Origin of the sequence: Pseudomonas fluorescens (assembly GCF_002022275.1) — a bacterium.
Classification (GTDB): Bacteria; Pseudomonadota; Gammaproteobacteria; order Pseudomonadales; family Pseudomonadaceae; genus Aquipseudomonas; species Aquipseudomonas fluorescens_AJ.
In genome coordinates this window covers 12,190-33,573 of sequence record NZ_MSDF01000012.1, presented here as the reverse complement: position 1 = coordinate 33,573, position 21,384 = coordinate 12,190, and the positions used below count along the sequence as shown (strand labels likewise).

Sequence of the window (21,384 nt, the reverse complement as noted above, 5' to 3'; positions counted from 1 at the left end):
GATGTTTGGTAAATTAAGTTGGGATGCGGTCCCGTTCCACGAGCCGATCGTGATGGTGACCATCGCCATGATCGCGCTGGGTGGTCTGGCACTGTTTGCTGCAATCACGTATTTCAAGAAATGGACCTACCTGTGGACCGAGTGGTTGACCTCTGTTGACCACAAGAAAATCGGTGTCATGTACGTCATCGTTGCCATGGTCATGCTGCTGCGTGGTTTTGCCGACGCCATCATGATGCGTACCCAGTTGGCCATGGCCACCGAGGGCTCGCCTGGCTACCTGCCGCCTGAACACTATGACCAGATCTTCACCGCTCACGGTGTGATCATGATCATCTTCATGGCGATGCCATTCTTCACCGGCCTGATGAACCTTGCCTTGCCGCTGCAGATCGGTGCGCGTGACGTTGCCTACCCGTTCCTGAACTCCCTGAGCTTCTGGCTGCTGGTGTCCGGCGTTGTGCTGATCAACCTGTCCCTGGGCGTCGGCGAATTCGCCAAGACCGGCTGGGTTGCGTATCCGCCGTTGTCGGGTATCCAGTACAGCCCTGGCGTGGGTGTGGACTACTACATCTGGGCGCTACAGTTATCAGGGCTCGGGACGACATTGACGGGGGTCAACTTCCTGGCCACCGTCCTGAAAATGCGCGCCCCTGGCATGAAACTGATGGACATGCCGATCTTCACCTGGACCTGCACCTGGGCCAACGTCCTGATCGTGGCTTCGTTCCCGATCCTGGCCGCTACCATGGCGCTGCTGTCGCTTGACCGTTACCTGGATTTCCACATTTTCACCAATGAACTTGGTGGCAATCCAATGATGTACGTGAACCTGTTCTGGGCATGGGGGCACCCTGAGGTGTACATCCTGATCCTGCCAGCGTTCGGTATCTTCTCCGAAGTGATCTCGACCTTTACCGGCAAGCGCCTGTTCGGTCACCACTCGATGGTTTACGCATCGGGCGCGATCTCTGTACTGGGCTTCATGGTTTGGCTGCACCACTTCTTCACCATGGGCTCGGGGGCCAGCGTCAACGCCTTCTTCGGGCTGGCGACGATGCTGATTTCCATCCCGACGGGGGTGAAGCTATTCAACTGGCTATTCACCATCTACCACGGCCGTTTGCGCATCACCAGCCAGGTTCTGTGGACCCTGGGCTTCATGGTGACCTTCGCCATCGGCGGCATGACCGGCGTACTGCTGGCCATCCCGGGTGCTGACTTCGTACTGCACAACAGCCTGTTCGTGATCGCTCACTTCCACAACGTGATCATCGGCGGCGCGGTATTCGGTTACATCGCTGGTTTCAGCTTCTACTTCCCGAAAGCGTTCGGCTTCAAGCTGCACGAAGGCTGGGGCAAGGCTGCATTCTGGTTCTGGATCTCGGGCTTCTTCGTCGCATTCATGCCGCTCTATGCACTGGGCTTCATGGGCATGACCCGTCGTCTGAACGCTACCACCAACCCTGAGTGGGTACCGTACCTGTACGTTGCCATGTTCGGTGCGTTGATGATCGCTGCCGGTATCGCCTGCCAGTTGATCCAGCTGTACGTGAGTATCCGTGACCGTAAGCAGAACGCTTGCGACTCCGGCGACCCATGGAATGGCCACACCCTGGAATGGTCGACTTCGTCGCCTCCGCCGTTCTACAACTTCGCTGTGATTCCTACCGCGAACACGATCGATGCCTTCACCGAAGCCAAGGAAGACGGTACTGCGTACCAGAAGCCTGCGCACTACGAGCCGATCCACATGCCGAACAACACCGCCACTGGCGTGGTGATGGGCGCGCTGTTGACCGTGTTCGGTTTCGCGATGATCTGGCACATCTGGTGGCTGGCAATCGTGGGCCTGGTTGGCACCATCGGTTACTTCATCATTCACGCAGCGCGTGATGATCAAGGCTACATGGTGCCGGTCGAGACGATCGAACGCATCGAAGCCGAGCAACACGCTCGCCTGGTAGCCGAGAAGAAGATCCCGGCCAACCGTGTAGAAACCTCGTTGGAACAGGCTTAAACCATGTCGAACTTAGTGACCAATGCTGGACACGCCCATGTCGATGACCATGGGCACGATGACCATCACCACGACTCGGGGCCGATGACCGTTTTCGGTTTCTGGCTCTACCTGATGACCGACTGCATTTTGTTTGCGTCGATCTTCGCGGTGTACGCGGTACTGGTAAATAACGTAGCGGGTGGCCCGTCGGGCCACGACATCTTCGAACTGCCTTACGTGCTCGGCGAAACCGCCTTGCTGTTGTTCAGTTCGATCACCTACGGCTTCGCCATGCTGGCCTTCTACAAGGGCAGCAAGAAAGGCGTACTGAGCTGGTTGGCACTGACCTTCCTGTTCGGCCTGGGCTTCATCGGCATGGAGATCAACGAGTTCCACCTGCTGATCTCCGAAGGCTACGGCCCGCACCGTTCCGGCTTCCTGTCCGCGTTCTTCACGCTGGTAGGCACCCACGGTCTGCACGTATCTGCCGGCCTGCTGTGGATGGCGGTGATGATGTATCAGGTCAATAAACACGGCCTGACCAACACCAACAAGACTCGCCTGAGCTGCCTGAGCCTGTTCTGGCACTTCCTGGACGTGGTCTGGATCTGCGTCTTCACCGTTGTTTACCTGATGGGGACTCTGTAATGGCTAATGCACACTCCCATGACCATGACAGCCATGATGCAAGCCACGGCAGCGTCAAGTCGTACGCCATCGGCTTCATCCTGTCGGTAATCCTGACGCTGATCCCGTTTGGTCTGGTGATGTACCCGACCCTGCCGAAATCCATCACGATGATGATCGTGCTGGCCTTCGCAGTGATTCAGGTTCTGGTTCACCTGGTGTACTTCCTGCACCTGGACCGTTCGAAGGCTCAGCGCGATAACGTGATTGCGTTCGTGTTCGCAGGTCTCGTAATCCTGCTGCTGGTTGGCCTGTCGGTATGGATCATGTTCAGCATCCATACGTTCATGATGGCGAAGTGAGGTAAGACCCGATGTCGCTTAAGCACTTTATCCAAATCACCAAACCGGGGATCATTTTCGGTAACGTGCTTTCTGTGGCAGGCGGTTTCTTCCTGGCCTCCAAGGGACATGTCGATCTGGCCATTTTCCTGGCCGCCATGATCGGTACGTCCCTGGTGGTAGCTTCCGGTTGCGTGTTCAACAACTGCATCGACCGTGACATCGACATCAAGATGGAACGCACCAAGAACCGCGTGCTGGTGCAGGGCCTTATCTCCCTGAAACTGGCACTGTTGTTCGCGACCGTCCTGGGTGTTGCCGGTGTAGTCCTGTTGTACAAGGTGGCCAACCCGTTGGCGGCGCTGTTTGCCGTGATCGGCTTTGTCATCTACGTTGGCCTCTACAGCCTGTACCTCAAGCGCAAGTCGGTTCACGGCACGCTGGTGGGCAGTCTGTCGGGGGCGATGCCGCCGGTGATTGGTTATGTGGCTGTAACCAATAGCTTCGACATGGCCGCGCTGGTGCTGCTGGTGATGTTCAGCCTCTGGCAGATGCCGCACTCCTATGCCATCGCGATCTTCCGCTTCAATGACTACCTGGCTGCGTCGATTCCGGTATTGCCGGTTAAACGTGGCATCCAGGTCGCCAAGAAACACATCCTGCTCTACATCCTGGCTTTCCTCGTGGCGACCTTGATGTTGACCTTCAGTGGCTACGCCGGCATGAGCTACCTCGCCGTCGCGGCGGCCATGGGCATGTACTGGTTGTACATGGCCTGGACCGGCTACAAAGCGGTGGATGACACCGTGTGGGCGCGCAAGCTGTTCGTGTTCTCGATTTTCACCATCACCGCGCTCAGCGTGATGATGTCTCTGGATTTCCAGGTACCCAAAGAGCTGTTGCTGACCTACGCACGCTGAGTCAATGAGTCGTAAAAAACCCCGCCTTCGAAAGAAGCGCGGGGTTTTTTATGGCCGGGCCTTTAAACTATCCCCACCTTTTTAAACTGCAGGAAGCAACGTAATGACCAAGAAAGCCGTGATGGTGTTCAGTGGCGGCCAGGACTCGACGACCTGTCTGATCCAGGCACTGCCACTGTATGACGAAGTGCACTGCATCACCTTCGACTATGGCCAGCGCCATGTGGCCGAAGTTGAAGTCGCCCAGAAGCTCGCCAAACAGCTGGGCGCCACCGTGCACAAAGTGATGGATGTGTCCTTGCTCAACGAGCTGGCCATCAGCAGCCTGACCCGCGACAACATTCCCGTGCCGACCGTGGACAGCTCGGGCGACAGCCTGCCCAGCACCTTTGTGCCGGGGCGCAATATCCTGTTTCTGACCCTGGCGTCGATCTACGCCTATCAGGTGAAGGCTGAGACCGTCATCACCGGTGTGTGCGAAACCGACTTCTCCGGCTACCCGGATTGCCGCGACGAGTTCGTCAAGGCGTTGAACAAGGCGCTGGAACTGGGCATGGAATACAAGCTGCGCCTGGACACGCCGCTGATGTGGCTGAACAAGGCCGAGACCTGGGCGCTGGCCGACTACCACAACAGCCTGGACCTGGTACGCGAACAGACCCTGACCTGCTACAACGGCATCCTCGGCACGGGCTGCGGCAATTGCGACGCGTGTAACCTGCGTGCACGCGGTTTGAATGAGTATTTGCAGAACCAGGCGGCTGTGATGCAAAGCCTGAAAGGCAAGTTGCAGCTGAGCTAGCGTGTAGGGACGCAAACTGTACTCGGTCAAAATGTGGGAGCTGGCTTGTGTGGGAGCTGGCTTGCCTGCGATAGCATCACCCCGGTTCATCTGAAACACCGAGGTGTCTGTATCGCAGGCAAGCCAGCTCCCACATTTAGAGCGAATTACATCAGCTGGCCGTACCGGTAATCCAGCGCTTGAACAGCGCCCGCGCGCCGTAGGCGGGCAGGATGTTGAAGAATGCAAAGCCGACTTTGATAGCGATCTGCACGTAAATCATGCTCAGGATGTCACTGGTCTGCATCGCACCGTAGAAGGCGATAAAGCAGAACAAAAAGCTGTCGATGATCACTGCAAAGAACGTACTGAGGAAAATACGCAGGTACAGGTATTTGGAATTGGTCAGCTCTTTGATCTTGCACAGCAAGTACGAGTTTATATTCTCCGAGACCAGGAACGACACCGAAGACGCCACCAGTACCGAGGACACTTGAATGATCACATCATTGTAAGGCCCATCGAGTTTCCAGCCCGGCAGCCCCGGCAGGAACGTCGAGCCGTAGAGCAGGATAATGATCATCGCGTTACTGGCAAACGCAAACAGAATGGCCCGTCTGGCCAGGCGCAGGCCGAATTGCTCGTTGAGCAGGTCCACGATCAAAAAGGTCAGCGGGTAAAGAAACGTGCCCGGCGTGACGATGATGCCCATCGATTCCAGGTAAATGGGTTTGGTCGCGGCAATGCTGGTGAATATATAAAACGTGAACAGCAACAGGTTCAGGATGATGTAGATCATCCAGGAGTTCTCATTGCGGTCGTTTATGTCATAGGCCGTGAGGGTTCCTCCCTGTGAATAAAACTTCTTGTACATGTTCTTAACTTCCATTTTATTGAGGTTGTCCATTATTTCGCTGTTGATGACTTCACTCAGCTTGATCTTGATGACCTTGCCGGTGGCAATCACCATGATCACCGCCAGGCTCTTGTCATTCTCAAAACCCAGCAGTTTGTATTTGCTGTTTTCCAGGCCCGCCTCATACGTGGTCATTGAAGCGCTCCTCAATGATATCGCCGACCACACACAGGCGGTCTGAGCTGACGCAGGCTTCAAGGGTGATGAACATCTTTTTGGTGGCCCGGTCGTACACCAGCTTTTCTTTGCCGGGGCTCGACGCGCCTTTTTGCACGATCAGCAAATCGCCCGGCTCATTGATGCCGGGAATCGCGTGCTCAAGGCGCACGCCGATCAGGTTGTGGCAAGCGCCGAAGTAGTAGGTCAGCGGGTACAAGGTCGCCAGCTCGCCAATGCGCTTGTCGAGGTTTTGGATAACCAGGCTTTCCTTGAGAACCGGCACCGCCGCCGGGTTCATGTTGCCCTGAGGGGAAACACTGCTTTCGATGATTTCCTTGGCTTCAAAATCGACGGTCTCGATTTCGTCGTAGGAAACGCCGAAGAAGTCGGAGATCTTGCGGATGGTCGACTGCTGTACGTTGACGACCTTGCCTTCGAGGATGTTGTAGATGGTGGTCCTGGTCAGGCCGGCGGCACTGCACAACGACAGCTGCGTTTCGCCACGGCTCTTGATCAAATACTTGATGTTGCTCTTCAAGTTCGCGGTTTTTTCCCGTCTGTGTATCACGTGCTCACCACTTCCTTTTCGTCATAACCGTCCGTTTTTACACCGCAGCACGAGGGCGCGCCCGCGCCTCAGGCCTCGCGGCGGCGGGAGTGTTGCACGCGTGGGGCCCAATAATAAAGTCCCGGTTGTTTGTCCTCGCGGTTGAGCTGAGGCGCGGGCGTGCAAAAAAGAACATTTAATTTGGAAAATGTTTAATTTCCTGTTTAATTGAACGCCTCGGTTCAGGACGAACCGGCACGCAACAACAGGGAAGGGAAGCGCACTGATGGCAGTCAACACCGCACCACTTGAAGTCCAGGCCGACCTGCTGCGTCGTGGCCTGGCGGATCTGCAAGCCGAAGACCCCGAGCTTGCCAGCCTCCTCGATGCCGAAGTCAGCCGGCAGCATCACACACTCTCTCTGATGTCCTCCTCCAGTACCGTCAGGCCGAGCATCCTGGTCTCTTGCGCCTCGGCGCTGGTCAACGTGACGGCCGAAGGCATGCCGGGCAAACGCCACGGCACCGGCTGCGAGGTTGCCGACCGGGTCGAGTTGCTGGCCATCCGCAGGGCACGGGAGCTGTTCGACGCCCACTACGCCGCGGTGCAATCCCACTCGGCCTCCAGCGCGATCTCTCAGGTGCTCTCGGCGCTGCTTGAACCCGGCGACACCCTGCTCGGCATGGCCCATGACCAGGGGGGCGACCTGACCCTCGGCAGCCCGGCAGTCTTCACCGGCGCCTACTACAAAGCCATTCGCTACGGCACCACCTCCGCGGGTTTGATTGACTATGAACAGGTGCGCAGCCTGGCCCTCGCACATCGCCCGCGCATCATCCTCTGCGGCGCCTGGGCCTATTCGCGGGTGGTGGATTTCGAGCGGTTTCGCGCCATTGCCGACGAGGCGGGTGCCATCCTCCTCGCTGATATTTCCCACATCGCCGGGCTGGTGGCGACGGGGCGCCATCCGAACCCGATCAACGCGGCCCATGTGACCGTGACCTGCACCCACAAGCAACTGGGCGGGCCCCGTGGCGGGCTGATTCTGTCTGGCCGTGATGCGCACACCAAAGTGCCCGGCTTGCGTTCGACCTTCAGCCGCGTCCTTGATCACGCGGTGTTCCCGCGCATGCAGGGAGCGCCGGCGATGAACATGATTGCCGCCAAAGCGGCGGCGCTGGGCTACGCGAAGTCGGCTGAGTTCGACGCTTGCATGGGCCGGGTTCGTACGCTTGCCGATGAATTGGCCCGTGGGTTTGAGGCGCGTGATGTCGAGGTGGTGGGCGGGTGCAGTGAAAACCACACGGTGCTGATCCGCCTGCGTGGCGCCCTGACCGGTGCCATCGCAGAGTCAGCGCTGGGAAGCTGTGGCCTGCTGCTGAGCAAACACCGTGTGCCTGGCGATACACGCTCCTCGGCGGTCACCAGCGGCGTGTGCATCGGTACAGGCGCCCTCGCGCAACGCAAGCTTGACCGCGAAGGCGCTTGCCAGGTTGTGGCGCTGGTGTGCCGGGTACTCGACAGCGTGACGCCGCTGGACGAGCTGGAGTACCACCTGGAACCTTCGGTGCGTGAGCAATTGCGTTCGGAAGTGGACGCCTTGTGCGCCCGCTACCCGATTGCCGACTACCTGGAGCACTGAGTCCTCGGCGGCCCGGCTAAATCGGCCGACACTTTCCTCGTCATACTCCTCTGTACGAGCCGTGCGAATTCATTCCCCGTCTGCCAGGAGTTGTCACCATGGTCAGCGTAAGTCGTCGTTCTCTTCTCGCCCTCGGTGCTGCATTGCCGGTGCTGGGCCGCCTGGATTGGGCGGTTGCCAGCCCGCTGCCGGTAACGTCTGACAAGGTGCTTCTCAACTACAACGAAAGCCCCTACGGCCCCTCCGGCGCTGCCCGTGAGGCCATGCAGCGGGGAATTACAACGTCCGGGCGCTATCCCTACCCGGATATGTACGCGTTGGCTGCCTTGTTTGCCGAGCAGCAAGGCATCGCCGAAGAGCAAGTGGCTGTGTTTGCAGGGTCCATGGCGGCGCTGCGCTACGCGGTCCTGGCGTTCACCGACGCAACTCGTGGCCTGGTGATGGCCACGCCGTCCTACGAAGTACCGCGCCAGGCCGCCGAGTCACGCAAGGTGCCGGTGCATGAGGTGAACCTGGACGCCACGCACGCCCATGACATCCCCGCCATGCTCGCCGCTGATCCTCGGGCGGGCATGCTGTACCTGTGCAACCCCAACAACCCGACCGGCACCCTGACGCCCACCGAGGCGATCCGCCACGCCTTGGCGAACAAACCCCAAGGCAGCGTGCTGGTGGTGGACGAAGCGTATATCGATTTCGCCGACGCCCCCAGTTGTGTCAGTTGGGTCAAGGACCACGACGACCTGCTGGTGCTGCGCACCTTCTCGAAAATCTACGGCATGGCCGGCGCACGCCTGGGCCTGGCGATCGGCCATCCGGCGTTGCTGGAACGGCTGGCGGTGTTTGGCGGTGACAACGTGCCCGCAGCCTCCACCTTGCTTGGCGCCCGGGCCAGCCTGCAAGACATCAAGCTGCTGCCGCAGCGCAAGGCGCTCAATGTGCAAGTGCGCGACGAAACCGTGGCGTGGCTCAAAGCCCGCGGGTTCGCCTGCACGGTATCGCAGAGCAACTGCTTCATGATTGACGTGAAGCAGCCCGCCGAACAGGTGGTGGAGCGGTTGGCGGCGCACAACGTGATGATCGGACGGGTCTGGAAAAACTGGCCGCAATGGGTGCGCGTCACTGTGGGCAACCGGCGAGAGATGCAGCGTTTTCGCGAAGTCTTCGCGGCGCAGGTTCAGCGCGTTGGTTGAGCTGGAACACATACTTGATCGTTCCCACGCTCCGCGTGGGAATGCCGCCTTGGACGCTCCGCGTCCCGAACTCGGCGGGTAGTTAAGGTCCTGCGCCAGGTGACGCAGAGCGTCACAACATGCATTCCCACGCAGAGCGTGGGAACGATCGGCACATTTAGTTCAGCGGCATTACTGCTGCGCGATGCTGTACCCATCGAACGCGGTCTGCTGCTGAAGCGCCGTGATCACACTTTTGCGGCTCAGCGGCTGCTCGGCACCCGAATTGTCCACAAAGCTTTCAACGTCCAGCTCGGCTTCATCACCTTCCCCGACAAAGCTGAACCCCAGGAATTCAAACGCCTCACGGTCAACGTTCAGCTTGGAACGCGGCGTGCGCAGCGGCAGGGTGACGCTGATGCCATCTTTGCTGATCACAAACACTTCGGCTTCTTTCTTCGGCCGTGCAGCCTTGCCCTTGCCGGCGCTTGGGTTGCTGATGGCCTGGTGGCTCTGGTTCAGCACCTTGAGGGCCAGGCCGTAGACCAACTCCTGAAACGCCGGGTCGTCCTTGAAGCTGGACAGGATGCGGCTGATCGAGAACTTGCTGCTGAGGTCTTCCAGAGCGATGTTGTCGGCGGCTTCGGCGTCTTTGAGTTGCTTGAGCTCGCCCATCAGGTCGTAGGCCTTGTCGTCGTCAAAGGCGTCGTGAGCCTGGCGGATAGCGATGCGCAATTCGCGGATCTGGTCGCTTTCCTTGGAGGTGTGAAAGGCGTCCAGCACCATCTCGCTGATGATCTTGGCCGCTGGCACGTGCTGTGAAAGATTGATGGCGTTTTCGTATTCAGCTTTGGCGTGCAAAGCGACTACGGATTCTTCGGGGGTATAGGAATCGGACATTGAAATTTCACTACTTCAGTAAACGGGAGACAAAAAGCGTCGCGCATTTTCAGCGCCGAGGGGGATCAGGTCAAGGCAGCACACTGCCCTTATCACGCCGCAAAGCGTTCAGCGCCCGCTGCAGCCGCACGGCCCGTCCACAGAACAGACCAACGGTAAAACCCGACACACCGCCCACTGCCATCAGCATCTCTGGCGTGCTCAGCAACAGCGGGTGCACCGCTTGCTGGTAGCCAAAGTAGTATTTCACCGCGAAGAACAGCTGCGAGATCAGCAGGGTTTTCCACGTGCCCGGCAACACCAGGGTCTCGCCATTGGCATCGAGCCGGGCGCCGTTGGCGTTGAACAGCACCAACCCCACCAGACTGCCCAGCACCGCGCCGCCTACCCAAGCGCTGCTCGATAACAGCGATGGCGCGAGCGACATCAGCGACCACACCACCAGCACCACCGGCAGGATCATCAGCGACCGGCGATTCTCACGGCCGCCCAGGCAGGCCTTGATGCCGTAGTAACAAATCAGCAGGTAGACGGCGTATACCCACAGGGGCGTGCCTTGGAGGATGTCGAGCATGGCGGGGCTTTCCTTGCAGAAATGTTGTAGGGCGGGGGGGGCGCGTCAGTAGTGATAACGGCACATCAAAATCTGTACCTCATCATCTTTTATTCCATACACCAGACGATGCTCCGCGGTGATTCGCCTGGACCAAAAACCACTCAGGTTGTGCTTGAGCGGTTCAGGTTTCCCTACGCCATCAAATGGGTCCCTTTGAATAGCTTTGATCAGTAGGTTTATACGCTTGAGCCCTGCCTTGTCGTTCTGTTGAAACCAGAGATAGTCGTCCCAGCCTTCAGGGGTAAAGAGTATTTTCATTCTTCAATTAACCGCCTTGGCTTGGCTTTACCAGCTCGCAAACTGTTGACCGAGTTGATCAGGCGTTCGGCGTTTTTAGGCGAGCGCAGCAGGTAGGCCGTCTCTTCAAGGGCATTAAATTCAGATAACGAGATCATGACCACCGGCTCACCTTTTTGCCGGGTGAGCAACAGTGGGATGTGATCTTCGTTAACCCGATCCATTGTTTCAGACAGATGAGCGCGGGCGTTGGTGTAATTGATGGTTTCCATTGGGATGTCCTCAGTCGATGGCTGAAACGTACAGAAATACGTACAGGTCTTCAAGGGGCATCTTATCAACGGTCATGCGGATTGCGCTGCCTTTGATGGGGCGTTGTCCCCCGCACTATCAAGTCAGTTGCTTCAGGCACGCCTCAAGGATATCCAGGCCTTCCTCAAGCACCGCCGCCTCAGTCGTCAGCGGTGCCAGCAAACGGATGATGTGTCGCGACTTGCCGCTGGGCATCAGCAGCAAGCCGGCATCCCGCGCCAGGCCCAATAGCTGGGCCAATTGTTTGGCGGCAGGCGTGCCGTCAGCGTTTGCCAGTTCGATGCCGCGCATGGCACCGACGCCAGTCAGGCGGCCCAGATAGGGCGAGAGCCCTTGCGCGCGCCAGGCTTGGTAACGACTGACGATGGCTTCCTCCTGCTGCTTGCCCCAACTGCTCAGGTGTTCGTCGGTCATTGCATCCAGCGTGGCCAACGCTGCGGCGCAGGCAATCGGATTGCCTGAATACGTGCCACCCAGGCCGCCTTTGGGCAAGTTGTCGAGCAAGGCCTTGCGCCCGACCACTGCGCCGAGTGGCACGCCGCCGGCGATGCTTTTGCCGAGCAGGATCAGATCCGGTTCGATGTTCAGTCGCGAAAAGGCAAAGCGCTGGCCGGTGCGGCCGAAGCCGGACTGGATTTCATCGGCGATCAGCAGAATCTTGTGCTCGTCGCAGAAGTGGCGCAGAGCCTGAGCGAATTCGATGTCCAGTGCGATGAAACCGGCTTCACCCTGCACCGGTTCGATGATGAAACAGGCCACGTCGTTCACGTCGATTTCCACGCTGAACAGGCGGTCCATGGCCTTGATGGCTTCAGCGCAAGTCGCGCCGTTGTCAGCGCTGGGGTAGGGCAGGTGATACACCGGGCCCGGTAGTACGCCGACCTTTTGCTTGTAGGGCGCGACCTTGCCATTGAGGTTGAGCGTGGCCAGGGTGCGCCCATGGAACGCGCCGTCAAACGCGATCACGGCGGTTCGGCCGGTGGCGCCGCGTACGATCTTCAAGGCGTTTTCGGCAGCTTCCGCGCCACTGTTGGTGAGCATGCCGCTGACGGCGTAGTCCACCGGAATAAACGCTGTCAGGCGATCCATCAGTTCAATGTAGGGCGCATGCGGCGCAGCGTTGAAGGCGTAGTGAGTCAGCTTCGTCGCCTGCTCGCGAATGGCGTCCACCACACCCGGGTGGCAATGCCCCAGGTTGAGCACGCCGATGCCGCCCACAAAGTCGATATAGCGCTTGCCCGTGGTGTCCCAGACCTCTGCGTTTTTGCCGTGGCTGAGGCTGATGGGGTGAACGATGGAAATCGACTGGCTGATGGTTTCGCGGCTCATGAATCGGGGACTCGGCAATGGCGGGCGTCTTTTTATCTAAGCCGCGCCACGGGCTTTGCCGCAAACGAAATAAAGTCGCCGGGTCATTATTAAAAGTCGGGATGTGCCTTCACATAAGCCACCATCCAGTTGAGGAAGGCTTTCACTTTCGGAATGTCGCCTGCGTGCTCGGCATGGGCGACAAAGTGCGCGCCGGCGCTGGGCATTGTGTAATGCCACGGGATGGTCAGGCTGCCGTTGGCCAGCTCTTCGGCCACCAGGTACTGCGGCACCAGCGCCACGCCGTAGCCCGATTGCGCGGCGCGAATGCACATGTAAAACGTGTCGAAGCGCGGCCCGTGGTAACTGTTTTGTGAGTGCAGGCCCTGTTCCAGAAACCATTCATGCCAGGCTTCCGGGCGCGAGGTGCATTGCAGCAAGGTGTGGTGCAACGAAGCATCGCTGCCCTCGGCGACAAACCCCGGCGCACACACCGGTACCACGGCTTCGCGAAACAACTCGATGCACGTCGCCCCCGGCCACGCGCCCTGGCCGAAGAAGAACGCGATATCGGCCTTGGCCTGCAGCACGTCGAAAGGCTCCAGCTCGTTGCGTACGTCCAGGTGGATATTCGGGTGTTTGGCGGCGAAATGCTTGAGTTTGGGCACCAGCCAGCGGTCGCCGAAGGTCGGCTGAGTGGCGATGCGCAGCACTTCGGTTTCGCCGCCGTAGGTGAGGATATAGCGGCTGGAAATGTCCACCTGATTCAGAATTTTGCGCACTTCTGCGAGGTACAGCGCGCCGGCCGGCGACAGGTACAAACGCTGGCGCACCCGTTCGAACAGGTTGTGGCACAGCATCTCTTCAAGCTGCGCCACTTGCTTGCTCACCGCACTCTGGGTCAGGTGCAGCTCTTCGGCGGCGCGGGTGAAACTCAGGTGGCGGGCGGCGGCTTCGAAGCACTGCAAGGCGGTCATCGAAGGGGTCAAGCGTTTTGAAATCATGCAGTTCATTCCAAACAGGAAGGAGCCTTTGCCTAAAGGTCGTTTGTGGCAGGGGTGTAAAGCCGTCGATACTGCCCGGCGACACTATAAACCGGCGCGGGCTGTGAGGCGCCGAATAATAAGGAACGACAGGGAGTGCCGCGCATGAAAAACCTCAAGACCACCTTGGCTGCCATCACCGCAGCCGTAGCCGTGAGCCTGGCTGCCAGCGCCCACGCGGGCGTGACCCTGGACGCGATCCAGAAAAAAGGCTTTATCCAGTGCGGCGTCAGCGACGGCCTGCCGGGTTTTGGCGTGCCGGACAGCACCGGCAAGATGATCGGCATCGATGTGGACGTTTGCCACGCAGTCGCCGCCGCTGTGTTCGGCGATACCTCGAAGGTCAAGTTCAGCCAATTGACCGCCAAGGAACGGTTCACCGCGCTGCAATCGGGTGAAGTCGATGTGATCTCGCGCAACACCACATGGACCAGCTCCCGCGATGCGGGCATGGGCCTGGTGTTTACCGGCGTGACCTACTACGACGGCATCGGTTTTCTGGTGAACAACAAGCTTGGCGTGACAGCCGCCAAACAGCTGGACGGCGCGACCGTGTGCCTGCAGGCCGGCACCACCACCGAACTGAATGTTTCGGACTACTTCCGCACCCACGGCATGAAGTACACGCCGATCACCTTCGACACCGCTGATGAAAGCGCCAAGGGCCTGGAGTCCGGGCGCTGCGACGTGCTGACCACCGACCAGTCGGGCCTCTACGCGCAACGCATCAAGATGGCCCACCCGGATGAGTTTGTGGTGTTGCCGGAAGTGATCTCCAAGGAACCTCTCGGGCCGTTGGTGCGCAAGGGCGATGACGAGTGGTTCAGCATCGTCAAATGGACGCTGTTTGCGATGCTCAATGCCGAGGAAATGGGCATCAACTCCAAGAACGTCGAAGAGCTGGCCAAGACCACCAAGAATCCCGACATTGCACGGCTACTGGGCGCCGACGGTGAGTACGGCAAAGATTTGAAGCTACGCAAGGATTGGGTGGTGCAGATCGTCAAGCAAGTGGGCAACTACGACGAAGTGTTCGAACGTAACATCGGCCAGGGCAGCGTGCTGAAGATCAAGCGCGGGCTGAATGCGCTATGGAGCAATGGCGGCATCCAGTACGCGCCGCCGGTGCGTTAAACCCACAATTGCAGTGTGAAAACAGTTGGGCCTTGGTGATGCACGTGCTGCGCTCTGGCAGTTACAGCGCGGTGATGCCGATCGTTCCCACGCTCTGCGTGGGAATGCATCCTGTGACGCTCTGCGTCACCTGGCGCAGGACCTTAACTCCCCGCCGACTTCGGGACGCGGAGCGTCCAGGGCGGCGTTCCCACGCAGAGCGTGGGAACGATCAACAACGCCGGTCAAACTGTGGGAGCTGGCTTGCCTGCGAAGGCGGCGGCACTGGCGAAAGAGATGCCGCCTGACCCACCGCCTTCGCAGCCTCGCCAAGGCTCGACAGCTCCCACAGGGATTCTCTGTTGTCTGTTGGGCCGTTTTTACTCTGAAACGATGTCCTTTCCAGCGGCCTTTGACCGGTACAACGCCTGATCGGCGCGCGCCATCAGGGCGGCAGGAGACTCACCGCTCCGGCGCTCCACCACCCCCAGGCTCAGGGTGACTTTGAAGTCACCCACGGCCGGCACCTGTTTGATCTGTTGGCGAATCTTTTCGGCCAGCACCTTTGCATCAGCCAGGACGCTCTTGGGCAGCACCACCATGAACTCGTCGCCGCCCCAGCGCGCCAGCAGATCACCCGGTCGGACGCAGGCTTTCAGACCTTGCACCACGCGTATCAGCGTCTGGTCGCCCACGGCATGACCGTGGGTGTCATTGATCGGCTTGAAGTCATCGATATCCATGGTCACCAACGCCAGCGGTACCCGAAAACGGTCGGCGCGGTCGCAGGCTTCCAGCAATACTTTTTCCAGGCGATAGCGATTGGCAATGTGGGTCAGCGTGTCACGTTCGGCGAGTGAACGGTTTTCATCGAGCTGGGCTTGCAACTGTTGATTGACCCGCGACAGTTCGCGGGTGCGCTCTGCCACCAGCGCTTCAAGGGACTGATTGCGTCGTTCAAGCTGTTCGATGGAGGATTTTCGCGAGTGAATATCACGGTGCGCACCCACCATGCGCGCCACCGAACCGTCGGGGTTACGCGCGATCACGTAGCCACGGTCTTCGATCCACAGAAAAGAGCCATCTTCCTTGCGGCAGCGGTATTCGGCTTGGTAATGGGCCACGCGTTGGCTGATGTAGGCATCAAACACCGTCATCACGCGGGGATAGTCATCGGGGTGGATCACGTTTTCCCAGGTGAACACGCTGTTTTCCAGGGAATGGCGGGGGTAGCCGAGCATTTCGTACCAACCGGGGTTTCGGTACACAAAACCGGTATTGGCGTTCCAGTCCCAGATTCCGTCGCTGACCAGCTCCATCACCGCATGCAACATGTCGGCGTTGAGGTCGGAAAAGTCGTTCCTCAACGGCTTGTTGCCGGATGTATCGTCCATCTTTGCGCTTCCTTGCGTGTGCTGGCTCCCAAGGCCAGTCTTCGTTGACGCCGATACTCCGTGGCTGGCGCTACTGTACAGCGGGGGCGGCAAGGATTGAATAGGGCGGGTGTGCTGCTTTAGTGGGGGGAGGTGAGTCAACTTACTCCGGCGCCACCATCCTCGTCCTCGGCTTCCCATCCGCGTTGTGCTGGTAAATCGTCTCTGGCTGGCCTTTGTCATTGAAAAACACCTGGCCAATGCCCGCCGAATTCCATAGCCGTTCACCCGCCTGCGCATGATCGGGAATATGCGGCACCACTTGCATCGTGCGTCGACGCGTGAAGCCGTTGAGGGGCGAGCGTGGCGAGTAGAGCCAGCGGTTGAGGCGGTCGAACCATTCCAGCAGGCGCGGCGGGAATTCATTTTTGATGCCGCTGCTGGTGATCTGCCAGAGGTTGGGGCCGGCGTTGCGATGGCGGATCAACACCTTGTAGACGAACGAGTAATGCACGTCGCCCGAAAGGATCACGTAGTTACCCGGCGTACGCGAGTGACGGAAGATGTTGAGAATCACCTGGGCAGCGCCGCGATGGGCCATCCAGTTTTCGGCGTCTACCAGCAGCGGGTAGCCGCACCAGCTGAACACCTTTTGTACTGTCTCGATCAGCTTGACGCCAAAAATCGGCGCCGGGGAGACGATAATCGCCGACGGGTGGTCCAGCAGTTCCTGCTGCAATTCGCACAAGGCTTCCCAGTCGAGCAGGCCGGAGGGTTGTTTAAGCGCGAACTCGCTGCGCCAGCGCCGCGTGCGGGTGTCGAGTACCACCAGTGCGGGGGAGGTGGGCAGCACGTAGTGCCAGTGTTGACAGGTCAAAAGCGTTTCGAGCAGTTCATCCTGCGCGGTTGCGTCGAGATGATCGTGGTGCGTGCGCGTCGTCAGCGTCTGGGTCTGACTGATCAGCGCGCCAAACACCTCCGGCTGGTTACCCCAGCCCTGACACAGCAGATAAGCGAGCAAAGCGTTGCCGATGATGCGTTTGGAGAAGGGGTGGCCGTAAGCGGTTTGTTCCCACTGAGCGCTGAGGTTCCAGTCGTCAGTGATGTCGTGATCATCAAATATCATCAGGGTGGACAGGTGCGCGAACACTCGCGCAACGCCCGGCAAACCTTCGCTGAAGCGCTCAACCTGCACCTGCTCGCGGGCATAGCGCGCCAGTTCTTCGCCGTGCAGTTGCGGTGGCTGCGGCGTGATCAGCGTCCAGGGTGTGGGTGACCACACCAGCAGATACATGGCGATGACTTCGGCGAAGGTCACCAGGTGATTGTCCGCCGTGCTGCTGGTGAAAATCGGCTTCTTCACCCCGCCGAAAAACCGCTCGCGCAGGGTCTCGTTGCTGTCCAGTGCGGGCAGCAGGTCGGCGCGATGGTAATAGCTGGCGCGGTGCCCGTAGAGGCTGGCGCTGTCATCCACCACAGCGCCTTCCAGGTATTCGTCAAACAACCCCAAGCGCGCGATCAGTGCATGAATCGCCCGCAGCATGGGGCCCGCGACATCGTCGGCGTAGATCTGGTCGCCGCTCATCATCAGCAGGGCCGGGCGATCGCTGGGGGCTTGTGCATCAGCCAGCAACTTGTCGACGCAGAGCAAGCCTTCGTCAGCGCGGTGATGGGGCTTGCGGCACGAGCCATGAACCAACTGATGGAGGCGGCTGTGCAGGACGAAATTGGGCTGCCGGGCGTTGGCATACAACAAGTGCGGTGCCCATTCGGCGATGCCACAGCCTTCGATCAGCAGGTCATAGTCGATCACCACGTCTTGAGGCAGGGCGTCGTCCAGCGGCACATCGATCAAGTGAATAACGGCGTGGCGCCCCACGTGGACGACTTGGCATTGGCCCTGGTCCAGCGTGATCTCGCGGGTTTGGCCTGTGGCCTGCAACCTGAGTGTCAACGCCAGTTCACGACTGCCCACCAGCCACAGCACCAGGCGCTTGGGTTCCAGGCGGCGCAGCAGTGGCCCGGCGAGGACGGCGGGCAGTGTGTCGGCGTTTGGCATGCAGGCAAGGGCTCAAGGAAAGATCAAGCCAGCAAGGTTAGCGCAGTAAATGTCAGCGTTTTGTTAAGCCACTGGGCAGCATCTGTATCAAAAATCGTCGCCGCTGCCGTTCGCACACCCACTGGCAACAGGGGTGGTCGCGCCTTGCTTACCCTCCACCACGAACGCCGCCCGATGCTCCGCCACCACATTACGTAACGCGCTGTAGTAATCCGGCAGCTTTTGCAGGCTGTCGGTGAGCGGCAGCAACGACGCCCGCGTGTCCACCGTGCCGCCGACCATGCTGACGGTACCGAGGGTTTGCACGGTGTCGCTGTCGCCCAGCGGCGAGACCAGGAAACTCAACACTTTGCCGGCGGCATCACGGCTGTTGCCGGTGCCCAGCAGCGGCAATTCGACAATCGGCCCATTGCCCACGCCCCACACGCCAAACGTCTGGCCAAAATCGGCGGTGTGGCGGGGGATGCCCAGGCGGTCCGACACATCGAACAGGCCGACCACCCCGACAGTGGTGTTCACCGCAAACCGTCCCAGGGTATTGATCGAACGACGTGGGTTGCCTTGCAGCAAGTCGTTGATGAACACCTTTGGCTCGCTGAAGTTGGTGGCGAAGTTATGCACACCTTGCTGGAAAAAATCCGGCAGGTAACGGTAACCGCGTGCCACCGGTGCCAGGGCGTAATCATCCACAACCCGGTTAAACGCAAACACCCCACGGTTGACCGGCTCGGCCGGGTCATACACCGGGTAGCTCGTCTGCGCGCACTGGGTGGTGGGCGCCACGGGCGTCTGGCTGGCGCAGCCTGTCAGGTAAGACACAGTCAACAACAGCACCGCCTGGCGGGCCAGGTGCTGGGGATAGGTCAGCGAGCGCATAGTGAGTCTCCGCAAAAGGGAGGCCGATGCTCGCAGCCGCTTCTTGCGCAAAGATGTCTGGTTTATTGCGCGCTTGACGCTTTATTGCACGGTTGAAATATATGACGCGCCGCGCCGAATGGTTTTAGATAGCGCCTCGACCAACCCAGGTGATGTGTGCCGGTGAGTAACCTTTTGATCGTGGACGATGACCTTGAAGTCCTCGCGCTGCTGAAGAAATTTTTCCTGCAACACGGCTACACGGTCGAGACCGCTGCCAGTGGCGCCGGCCTGTGGGCGGCCATGGAGCGCGAACCCGCGGACCTGATCATCCTCGATCTGATGTTGCCGGGCGATAACGGCCTGCTGCTGTGCCAGCGCTTGCGCCAGGAGTACGCGACCCCCGTGATCATGCTGACCGCCATGGGCGAACTCAGTGACCGCGTGGTCGGCCTGGAAATGGGCGCCGATGATTACCTGAGCAAACCTTTCGATGCCCGTGAACTGCTGGCCCGGGTGCGCGCGGTGTTGCGCCGTGCGGGTGAAAGCCGTCAGCCGATGGGAGAGATCGCCCGCCCGTTGATCCGCTTCGCCGGCTGGCAGCTCGACCTGATGCGGCGTGAGTTGCGCTCGCCCGATCAGGTGATGATCCCGCTGTCCTCCGGCGAGTTCGACCTGCTGCTGGTCTTCGCCGAGCATCCCCAACGCGTGCTTACTCGCGAGCAATTGCTGAACCTGGCGCGTGGCCACAGCCACGATGCGTTCGACCGCAGCATCGACGTGCAGGTCAGCCGCCTGCGGCGCAAGCTGGAATTCGATACCAAGCGCCCGGCGATGATCCGCACCGTGCGCAACGGCGGCTACCAATTCACCGTCAACGTGACCCGCTCATGAAGCGCTTGCCCCGCGACACGGTGGCGCGCTGGATCGCTCTGACCATTCTGCTCGCCATGTTCACCGCGCTGGCATTCAATGCCTTGTTTGTGCAGTTGGCAGGCGTGTGGGCGCGGCCGCCTCTGACTGAAACCGGGCTATTGGAAAAAATTGCCGTGGTGGTGCGAGCGGTCGAAGCGTCCGAGCCCGCGCAGCGAGGGCGCCTCACCCAGGCGGTGGGCGATAAGCAATTCAGCGTGGTATGGGCCCCCGAGCGTGAAACATTTGGCTTGCCCGAGCAGCGTGACCAGGACTTTCATACGGGCGATGAAGTCTTCAAGCATCTGCTCCCCGGCACGCCCCGGCTGATGGCAGGCTACGAGCCTTCCGACTGGCCGGACGACAAGGGCTACTATGCCTTGGTCGTCCGCTTGGTCGATCATTCCTGGCTGATGTTCAGCGCCCCGTCGCGCAGTTGGGGGCTGAAGGAAGGCGAGCGCAGCCTGATCGTGTTGCTGCTGGTGTTGGTCTCTACCGCGTTGGTGACCCTGGTGGCGACGCGACGCCTGGCGCGGCCCTTGCAGCAGTTCACTCAGGGGGCGCGGCGCTTTGGTTCGGATTTTCGTGCGCCGCCCATTGAGCCGGTCGGCCCCCACGAAATTCGCCAGGCGATCCTCGCCTTCAATGGCATGCAGGCGCAGTTGCAGCACTTCATCCAGGACCGCACGCAAATGCTCGCGGCCATCTCCCACGACCTGCGCGCGCCCCTCACACGCCTGCGTTTGCGCGGCGAATTCATCGAGGACGCCGAGCAGCAGCAACGGCTGTTTCGTGACGTGGATGAAATGCACGCAATGATCAACACGGCCCTGGAGTTTTTCCGCGATGACGCGCGCCTTGAGCAAGCGACTCAGCTGGACCTGGCGGAACTGCTGCAAACCCTGATCGACGACTACCGCGACCAGAATATCGACATCAGCTTCCGGGGCCCGCCACGGCTTGTGTACTTCGGGCGGCCCTTGGGCCTTAAGCGTGTCATCACCAACCTGGTAGAAAACGCCATCCATTACGGCGTGACGCCCGAGATCGAGCTGTTGTACATCCCGGGCGAGGTAGTCATTCACGTGCTGGACCGCGGGCCGGGCATCCCGGCCGAATACCGCGAACAGGTGTTCCTGCCGTTCTACCGCCTGGAAGCTTCACGCAACAAAAGTACCGGCGGTGTAGGGCTGGGACTCTCAACCGCGCGGGCGATTGTGTTGGAACATGGCGGCACACTGACCCTGTCAGAACGCCAGGGCGGTGGCTTGGTGGCGATGGTGGTGTTGCCGGTGTAACACCCGGCGACATGGCAAGTGAGCTTCTTGTGGCAAGTGGGATTTGTGGCCAGCAGGCCTGTTGTGGCAAATGGGCTTTCTGTGGCGAGCGGGCTTGTTGTGGCGAGCGGGCTTGCCCGCGTTGGGCTGCGAAGCGGCCCCAAAACCAGACGCCCCGGTTTAACCGGAAAAACGCGGTGAGCTGATTGGGGCTGCTGCGCAGCCCAACGCGGGCAAGCCCGCTCGCCACAGAAAGCCAGTTCTCCACAGAA

The 21,384-nt window shown here is 59.8% G+C and carries 21 protein-coding genes; 10 read left to right on the top strand and 11 right to left on the bottom strand.

What is annotated here, in order from left to right; all coding sequences use genetic code 11:
• Position 1 precedes the first annotated feature (1 nt).
• From cyoB to queC, 5 genes are all read left to right on the top strand, one after another.
• Positions 2-2,020 (top strand): cytochrome o ubiquinol oxidase subunit I, encoded by a 2,019-nt coding sequence (gene cyoB, locus BFW87_RS06100; RefSeq protein WP_078739039.1) that lies wholly within the window; start codon positions 2-4, stop codon positions 2,018-2,020.
• A 3-nt stretch (positions 2,021-2,023) separates the two neighbouring features.
• Positions 2,024-2,650 (top strand): cytochrome o ubiquinol oxidase subunit III, encoded by a 627-nt coding sequence (locus tag BFW87_RS06095; RefSeq protein ID WP_056858318.1) that lies wholly within the window; start codon positions 2,024-2,026, stop codon positions 2,648-2,650.
• Positions 2,650-2,991 carry a cytochrome o ubiquinol oxidase subunit IV gene (gene cyoD / locus BFW87_RS06090; RefSeq protein WP_078739038.1) on the top strand — a complete coding sequence of 114 codons (342 nt, stop codon included), beginning with the start codon at positions 2,650-2,652 and terminating at the stop codon, positions 2,989-2,991. Before BFW87_RS06095 ends, cyoD begins: the two co-directional genes overlap by 1 nt.
• Positions 2,992-3,002: 11 nt before the next feature.
• On the top strand, positions 3,003-3,890 hold the full coding sequence (cyoE, locus tag BFW87_RS06085) for a heme o synthase (RefSeq protein WP_078739037.1): 888 nt from the start codon (positions 3,003-3,005) through the stop codon (positions 3,888-3,890).
• A 103-nt stretch (positions 3,891-3,993) separates the two neighbouring features.
• Positions 3,994-4,692 carry a 7-cyano-7-deazaguanine synthase QueC gene (gene queC, locus BFW87_RS06080; RefSeq protein ID WP_078739036.1) on the top strand — a complete coding sequence of 233 codons (699 nt, stop codon included), beginning with the start codon at positions 3,994-3,996 and terminating at the stop codon, positions 4,690-4,692.
• Positions 4,693-4,843: 151 nt separating this feature from the next.
• Here queC and BFW87_RS06075 read toward each other — a convergent pair whose 3' ends face one another.
• Both BFW87_RS06075 and BFW87_RS06070 read right to left on the bottom strand, forming a co-directional pair.
• Positions 4,844-5,722, bottom strand: coding sequence for a queuosine precursor transporter (locus BFW87_RS06075; protein ID WP_078739035.1), 879 nt, complete (start codon positions 5,720-5,722; stop codon positions 4,844-4,846).
• A complete protein-coding gene (locus tag BFW87_RS06070; protein WP_078739034.1) occupies positions 5,709-6,314 on the bottom strand; it encodes a helix-turn-helix domain-containing protein in 606 nt (201 codons plus the stop codon). The genes BFW87_RS06075 and BFW87_RS06070 overlap by 14 nt, the downstream gene beginning before the upstream one ends.
• 265 nt (positions 6,315-6,579) lie before the next feature.
• On the opposite strand from BFW87_RS06070, the gene glyA reads away from it, so the two are divergent.
• Together glyA and ptaA are read left to right on the top strand one after the other, a co-directional pair.
• On the top strand, positions 6,580-7,935 hold the full coding sequence (gene glyA, locus BFW87_RS06065; RefSeq protein ID WP_078739033.1) for a serine hydroxymethyltransferase: 1,356 nt from the start codon (positions 6,580-6,582) through the stop codon (positions 7,933-7,935).
• Positions 7,936-8,033: 98 nt separating this feature from the next.
• The gene (gene ptaA, locus BFW87_RS06060) at positions 8,034-9,128 is read left to right on the top strand and encodes a pyoverdine biosynthesis transaminase PtaA (protein WP_078739032.1); all 1,095 of its coding nucleotides are present in this window, start codon (positions 8,034-8,036) and stop codon (positions 9,126-9,128) included.
• 171 nt (positions 9,129-9,299) lie between these two features.
• Here the strand turns inward: ptaA and BFW87_RS06055 are convergent, their stop codons facing one another.
• The 6 genes from BFW87_RS06055 to BFW87_RS06030 form a co-directional block, all read right to left on the bottom strand.
• Positions 9,300-10,007: a hypothetical protein gene (locus tag BFW87_RS06055; RefSeq protein ID WP_078739031.1), complete on the bottom strand. Its 708-nt coding sequence runs from the start codon at positions 10,005-10,007 to the stop codon at positions 9,300-9,302.
• A gap of 70 nt (positions 10,008-10,077) precedes the next feature.
• The gene (locus BFW87_RS06050) at positions 10,078-10,581 is read right to left on the bottom strand and encodes a DUF6622 family protein (protein WP_078739030.1); all 504 of its coding nucleotides are present in this window, start codon (positions 10,579-10,581) and stop codon (positions 10,078-10,080) included.
• Positions 10,582-10,626: 45 nt separating this feature from the next.
• Positions 10,627-10,881, bottom strand: a complete 255-nt coding sequence (locus BFW87_RS06045) for a Txe/YoeB family addiction module toxin (protein WP_078739029.1) — start codon at positions 10,879-10,881, stop codon at positions 10,627-10,629.
• Complete coding sequence (locus tag BFW87_RS06040; protein WP_078739028.1) at positions 10,878-11,132, bottom strand: type II toxin-antitoxin system prevent-host-death family antitoxin; 255 nt, start codon at positions 11,130-11,132, stop codon at positions 10,878-10,880. Before BFW87_RS06040 ends, BFW87_RS06045 begins: the two co-directional genes overlap by 4 nt.
• 118 nt (positions 11,133-11,250) lie before the next feature.
• Entirely contained in the window at positions 11,251-12,501 is a 1,251-nt protein-coding gene (locus tag BFW87_RS06035; RefSeq protein ID WP_078739027.1) for a 2-aminoadipate transaminase, read from the bottom strand.
• A gap of 89 nt (positions 12,502-12,590) precedes the next feature.
• Positions 12,591-13,484, bottom strand: coding sequence for a LysR substrate-binding domain-containing protein (locus tag BFW87_RS06030; protein WP_078739026.1), 894 nt, complete (start codon positions 13,482-13,484; stop codon positions 12,591-12,593).
• Between the two features lie 144 nt (positions 13,485-13,628).
• Here BFW87_RS06030 and BFW87_RS06025 point away from each other — a divergent pair, with 144 nt between their 5' ends.
• Complete coding sequence (locus BFW87_RS06025) at positions 13,629-14,657, top strand: amino acid ABC transporter substrate-binding protein (RefSeq protein WP_078739025.1); 1,029 nt, start codon at positions 13,629-13,631, stop codon at positions 14,655-14,657.
• Positions 14,658-15,016: 359 nt separating this feature from the next.
• Here the strand turns inward: BFW87_RS06025 and BFW87_RS06015 are convergent, their stop codons facing one another.
• The 3 genes from BFW87_RS06015 to BFW87_RS06005 all read right to left on the bottom strand — a co-directional run bounded on the left by BFW87_RS06015 (position 15,017) and on the right by BFW87_RS06005 (position 18,944).
• On the bottom strand, positions 15,017-16,030 hold the full coding sequence (locus BFW87_RS06015; RefSeq protein WP_078739024.1) for a sensor domain-containing diguanylate cyclase: 1,014 nt from the start codon (positions 16,028-16,030) through the stop codon (positions 15,017-15,019).
• A gap of 142 nt (positions 16,031-16,172) precedes the next feature.
• Positions 16,173-18,068 (bottom strand): alkaline phosphatase D family protein, encoded by a 1,896-nt coding sequence (locus BFW87_RS06010; RefSeq protein WP_078739023.1) that lies wholly within the window; start codon positions 18,066-18,068, stop codon positions 16,173-16,175.
• An 87-nt stretch (positions 18,069-18,155) separates the two neighbouring features.
• Positions 18,156-18,944, bottom strand: a complete 789-nt coding sequence (locus BFW87_RS06005; protein ID WP_078739022.1) for an MlaA family lipoprotein — start codon at positions 18,942-18,944, stop codon at positions 18,156-18,158.
• Between the two features lie 162 nt (positions 18,945-19,106).
• Between BFW87_RS06005 and BFW87_RS06000 the strand changes: the two genes are divergently transcribed.
• Positions 19,107-19,817: a response regulator gene (locus tag BFW87_RS06000; RefSeq protein WP_078739110.1), complete on the top strand. Its 711-nt coding sequence runs from the start codon at positions 19,107-19,109 to the stop codon at positions 19,815-19,817.
• The gene (locus tag BFW87_RS05995; protein WP_078739021.1) at positions 19,814-21,133 is read left to right on the top strand and encodes an ATP-binding protein; all 1,320 of its coding nucleotides are present in this window, start codon (positions 19,814-19,816) and stop codon (positions 21,131-21,133) included. The genes BFW87_RS06000 and BFW87_RS05995 overlap by 4 nt, the downstream gene beginning before the upstream one ends.
• Positions 21,134-21,384: the final 251 nt, after the last annotated feature.

Coding starts and splice junctions, on each gene's coding strand:
- BFW87_RS06055 (WP_078739031.1), bottom strand. CDS start 10,007: ATGTCCGATTCCTATACCCCCGAAGAATCCGTAGTCGCTTTGCACGCC.
- BFW87_RS06050 (WP_078739030.1), bottom strand. CDS start 10,581: ATGCTCGACATCCTCCAAGGCACGCCCCTGTGGGTATACGCCGTCTAC.
- cyoB (WP_078739039.1), top strand. CDS start 2: ATGTTTGGTAAATTAAGTTGGGATGCGGTCCCGTTCCACGAGCCGATC.
- ptaA (WP_078739032.1), top strand. CDS start 8,034: ATGGTCAGCGTAAGTCGTCGTTCTCTTCTCGCCCTCGGTGCTGCATTG.
- BFW87_RS06075 (WP_078739035.1), bottom strand. CDS start 5,722: ATGACCACGTATGAGGCGGGCCTGGAAAACAGCAAATACAAACTGCTG.
- BFW87_RS05995 (WP_078739021.1), top strand. CDS start 19,814: ATGAAGCGCTTGCCCCGCGACACGGTGGCGCGCTGGATCGCTCTGACC.
- glyA (WP_078739033.1), top strand. CDS start 6,580: ATGGCAGTCAACACCGCACCACTTGAAGTCCAGGCCGACCTGCTGCGT.
- BFW87_RS06005 (WP_078739022.1), bottom strand. CDS start 18,944: ATGCGCTCGCTGACCTATCCCCAGCACCTGGCCCGCCAGGCGGTGCTG.
- BFW87_RS06040 (WP_078739028.1), bottom strand. CDS start 11,132: ATGGAAACCATCAATTACACCAACGCCCGCGCTCATCTGTCTGAAACA.
- BFW87_RS06095 (WP_056858318.1), top strand. CDS start 2,024: ATGTCGAACTTAGTGACCAATGCTGGACACGCCCATGTCGATGACCAT.
- BFW87_RS06010 (WP_078739023.1), bottom strand. CDS start 18,068: ATGCCAAACGCCGACACACTGCCCGCCGTCCTCGCCGGGCCACTGCTG.
- BFW87_RS06025 (WP_078739025.1), top strand. CDS start 13,629: ATGAAAAACCTCAAGACCACCTTGGCTGCCATCACCGCAGCCGTAGCC.
- cyoD (WP_078739038.1), top strand. CDS start 2,650: ATGGCTAATGCACACTCCCATGACCATGACAGCCATGATGCAAGCCAC.
- cyoE (WP_078739037.1), top strand. CDS start 3,003: ATGTCGCTTAAGCACTTTATCCAAATCACCAAACCGGGGATCATTTTC.
- BFW87_RS06045 (WP_078739029.1), bottom strand. CDS start 10,881: ATGAAAATACTCTTTACCCCTGAAGGCTGGGACGACTATCTCTGGTTT.
- queC (WP_078739036.1), top strand. CDS start 3,994: ATGACCAAGAAAGCCGTGATGGTGTTCAGTGGCGGCCAGGACTCGACG.
- BFW87_RS06015 (WP_078739024.1), bottom strand. CDS start 16,030: ATGGACGATACATCCGGCAACAAGCCGTTGAGGAACGACTTTTCCGAC.
- BFW87_RS06030 (WP_078739026.1), bottom strand. CDS start 13,484: ATGATTTCAAAACGCTTGACCCCTTCGATGACCGCCTTGCAGTGCTTC.
- BFW87_RS06035 (WP_078739027.1), bottom strand. CDS start 12,501: ATGAGCCGCGAAACCATCAGCCAGTCGATTTCCATCGTTCACCCCATC.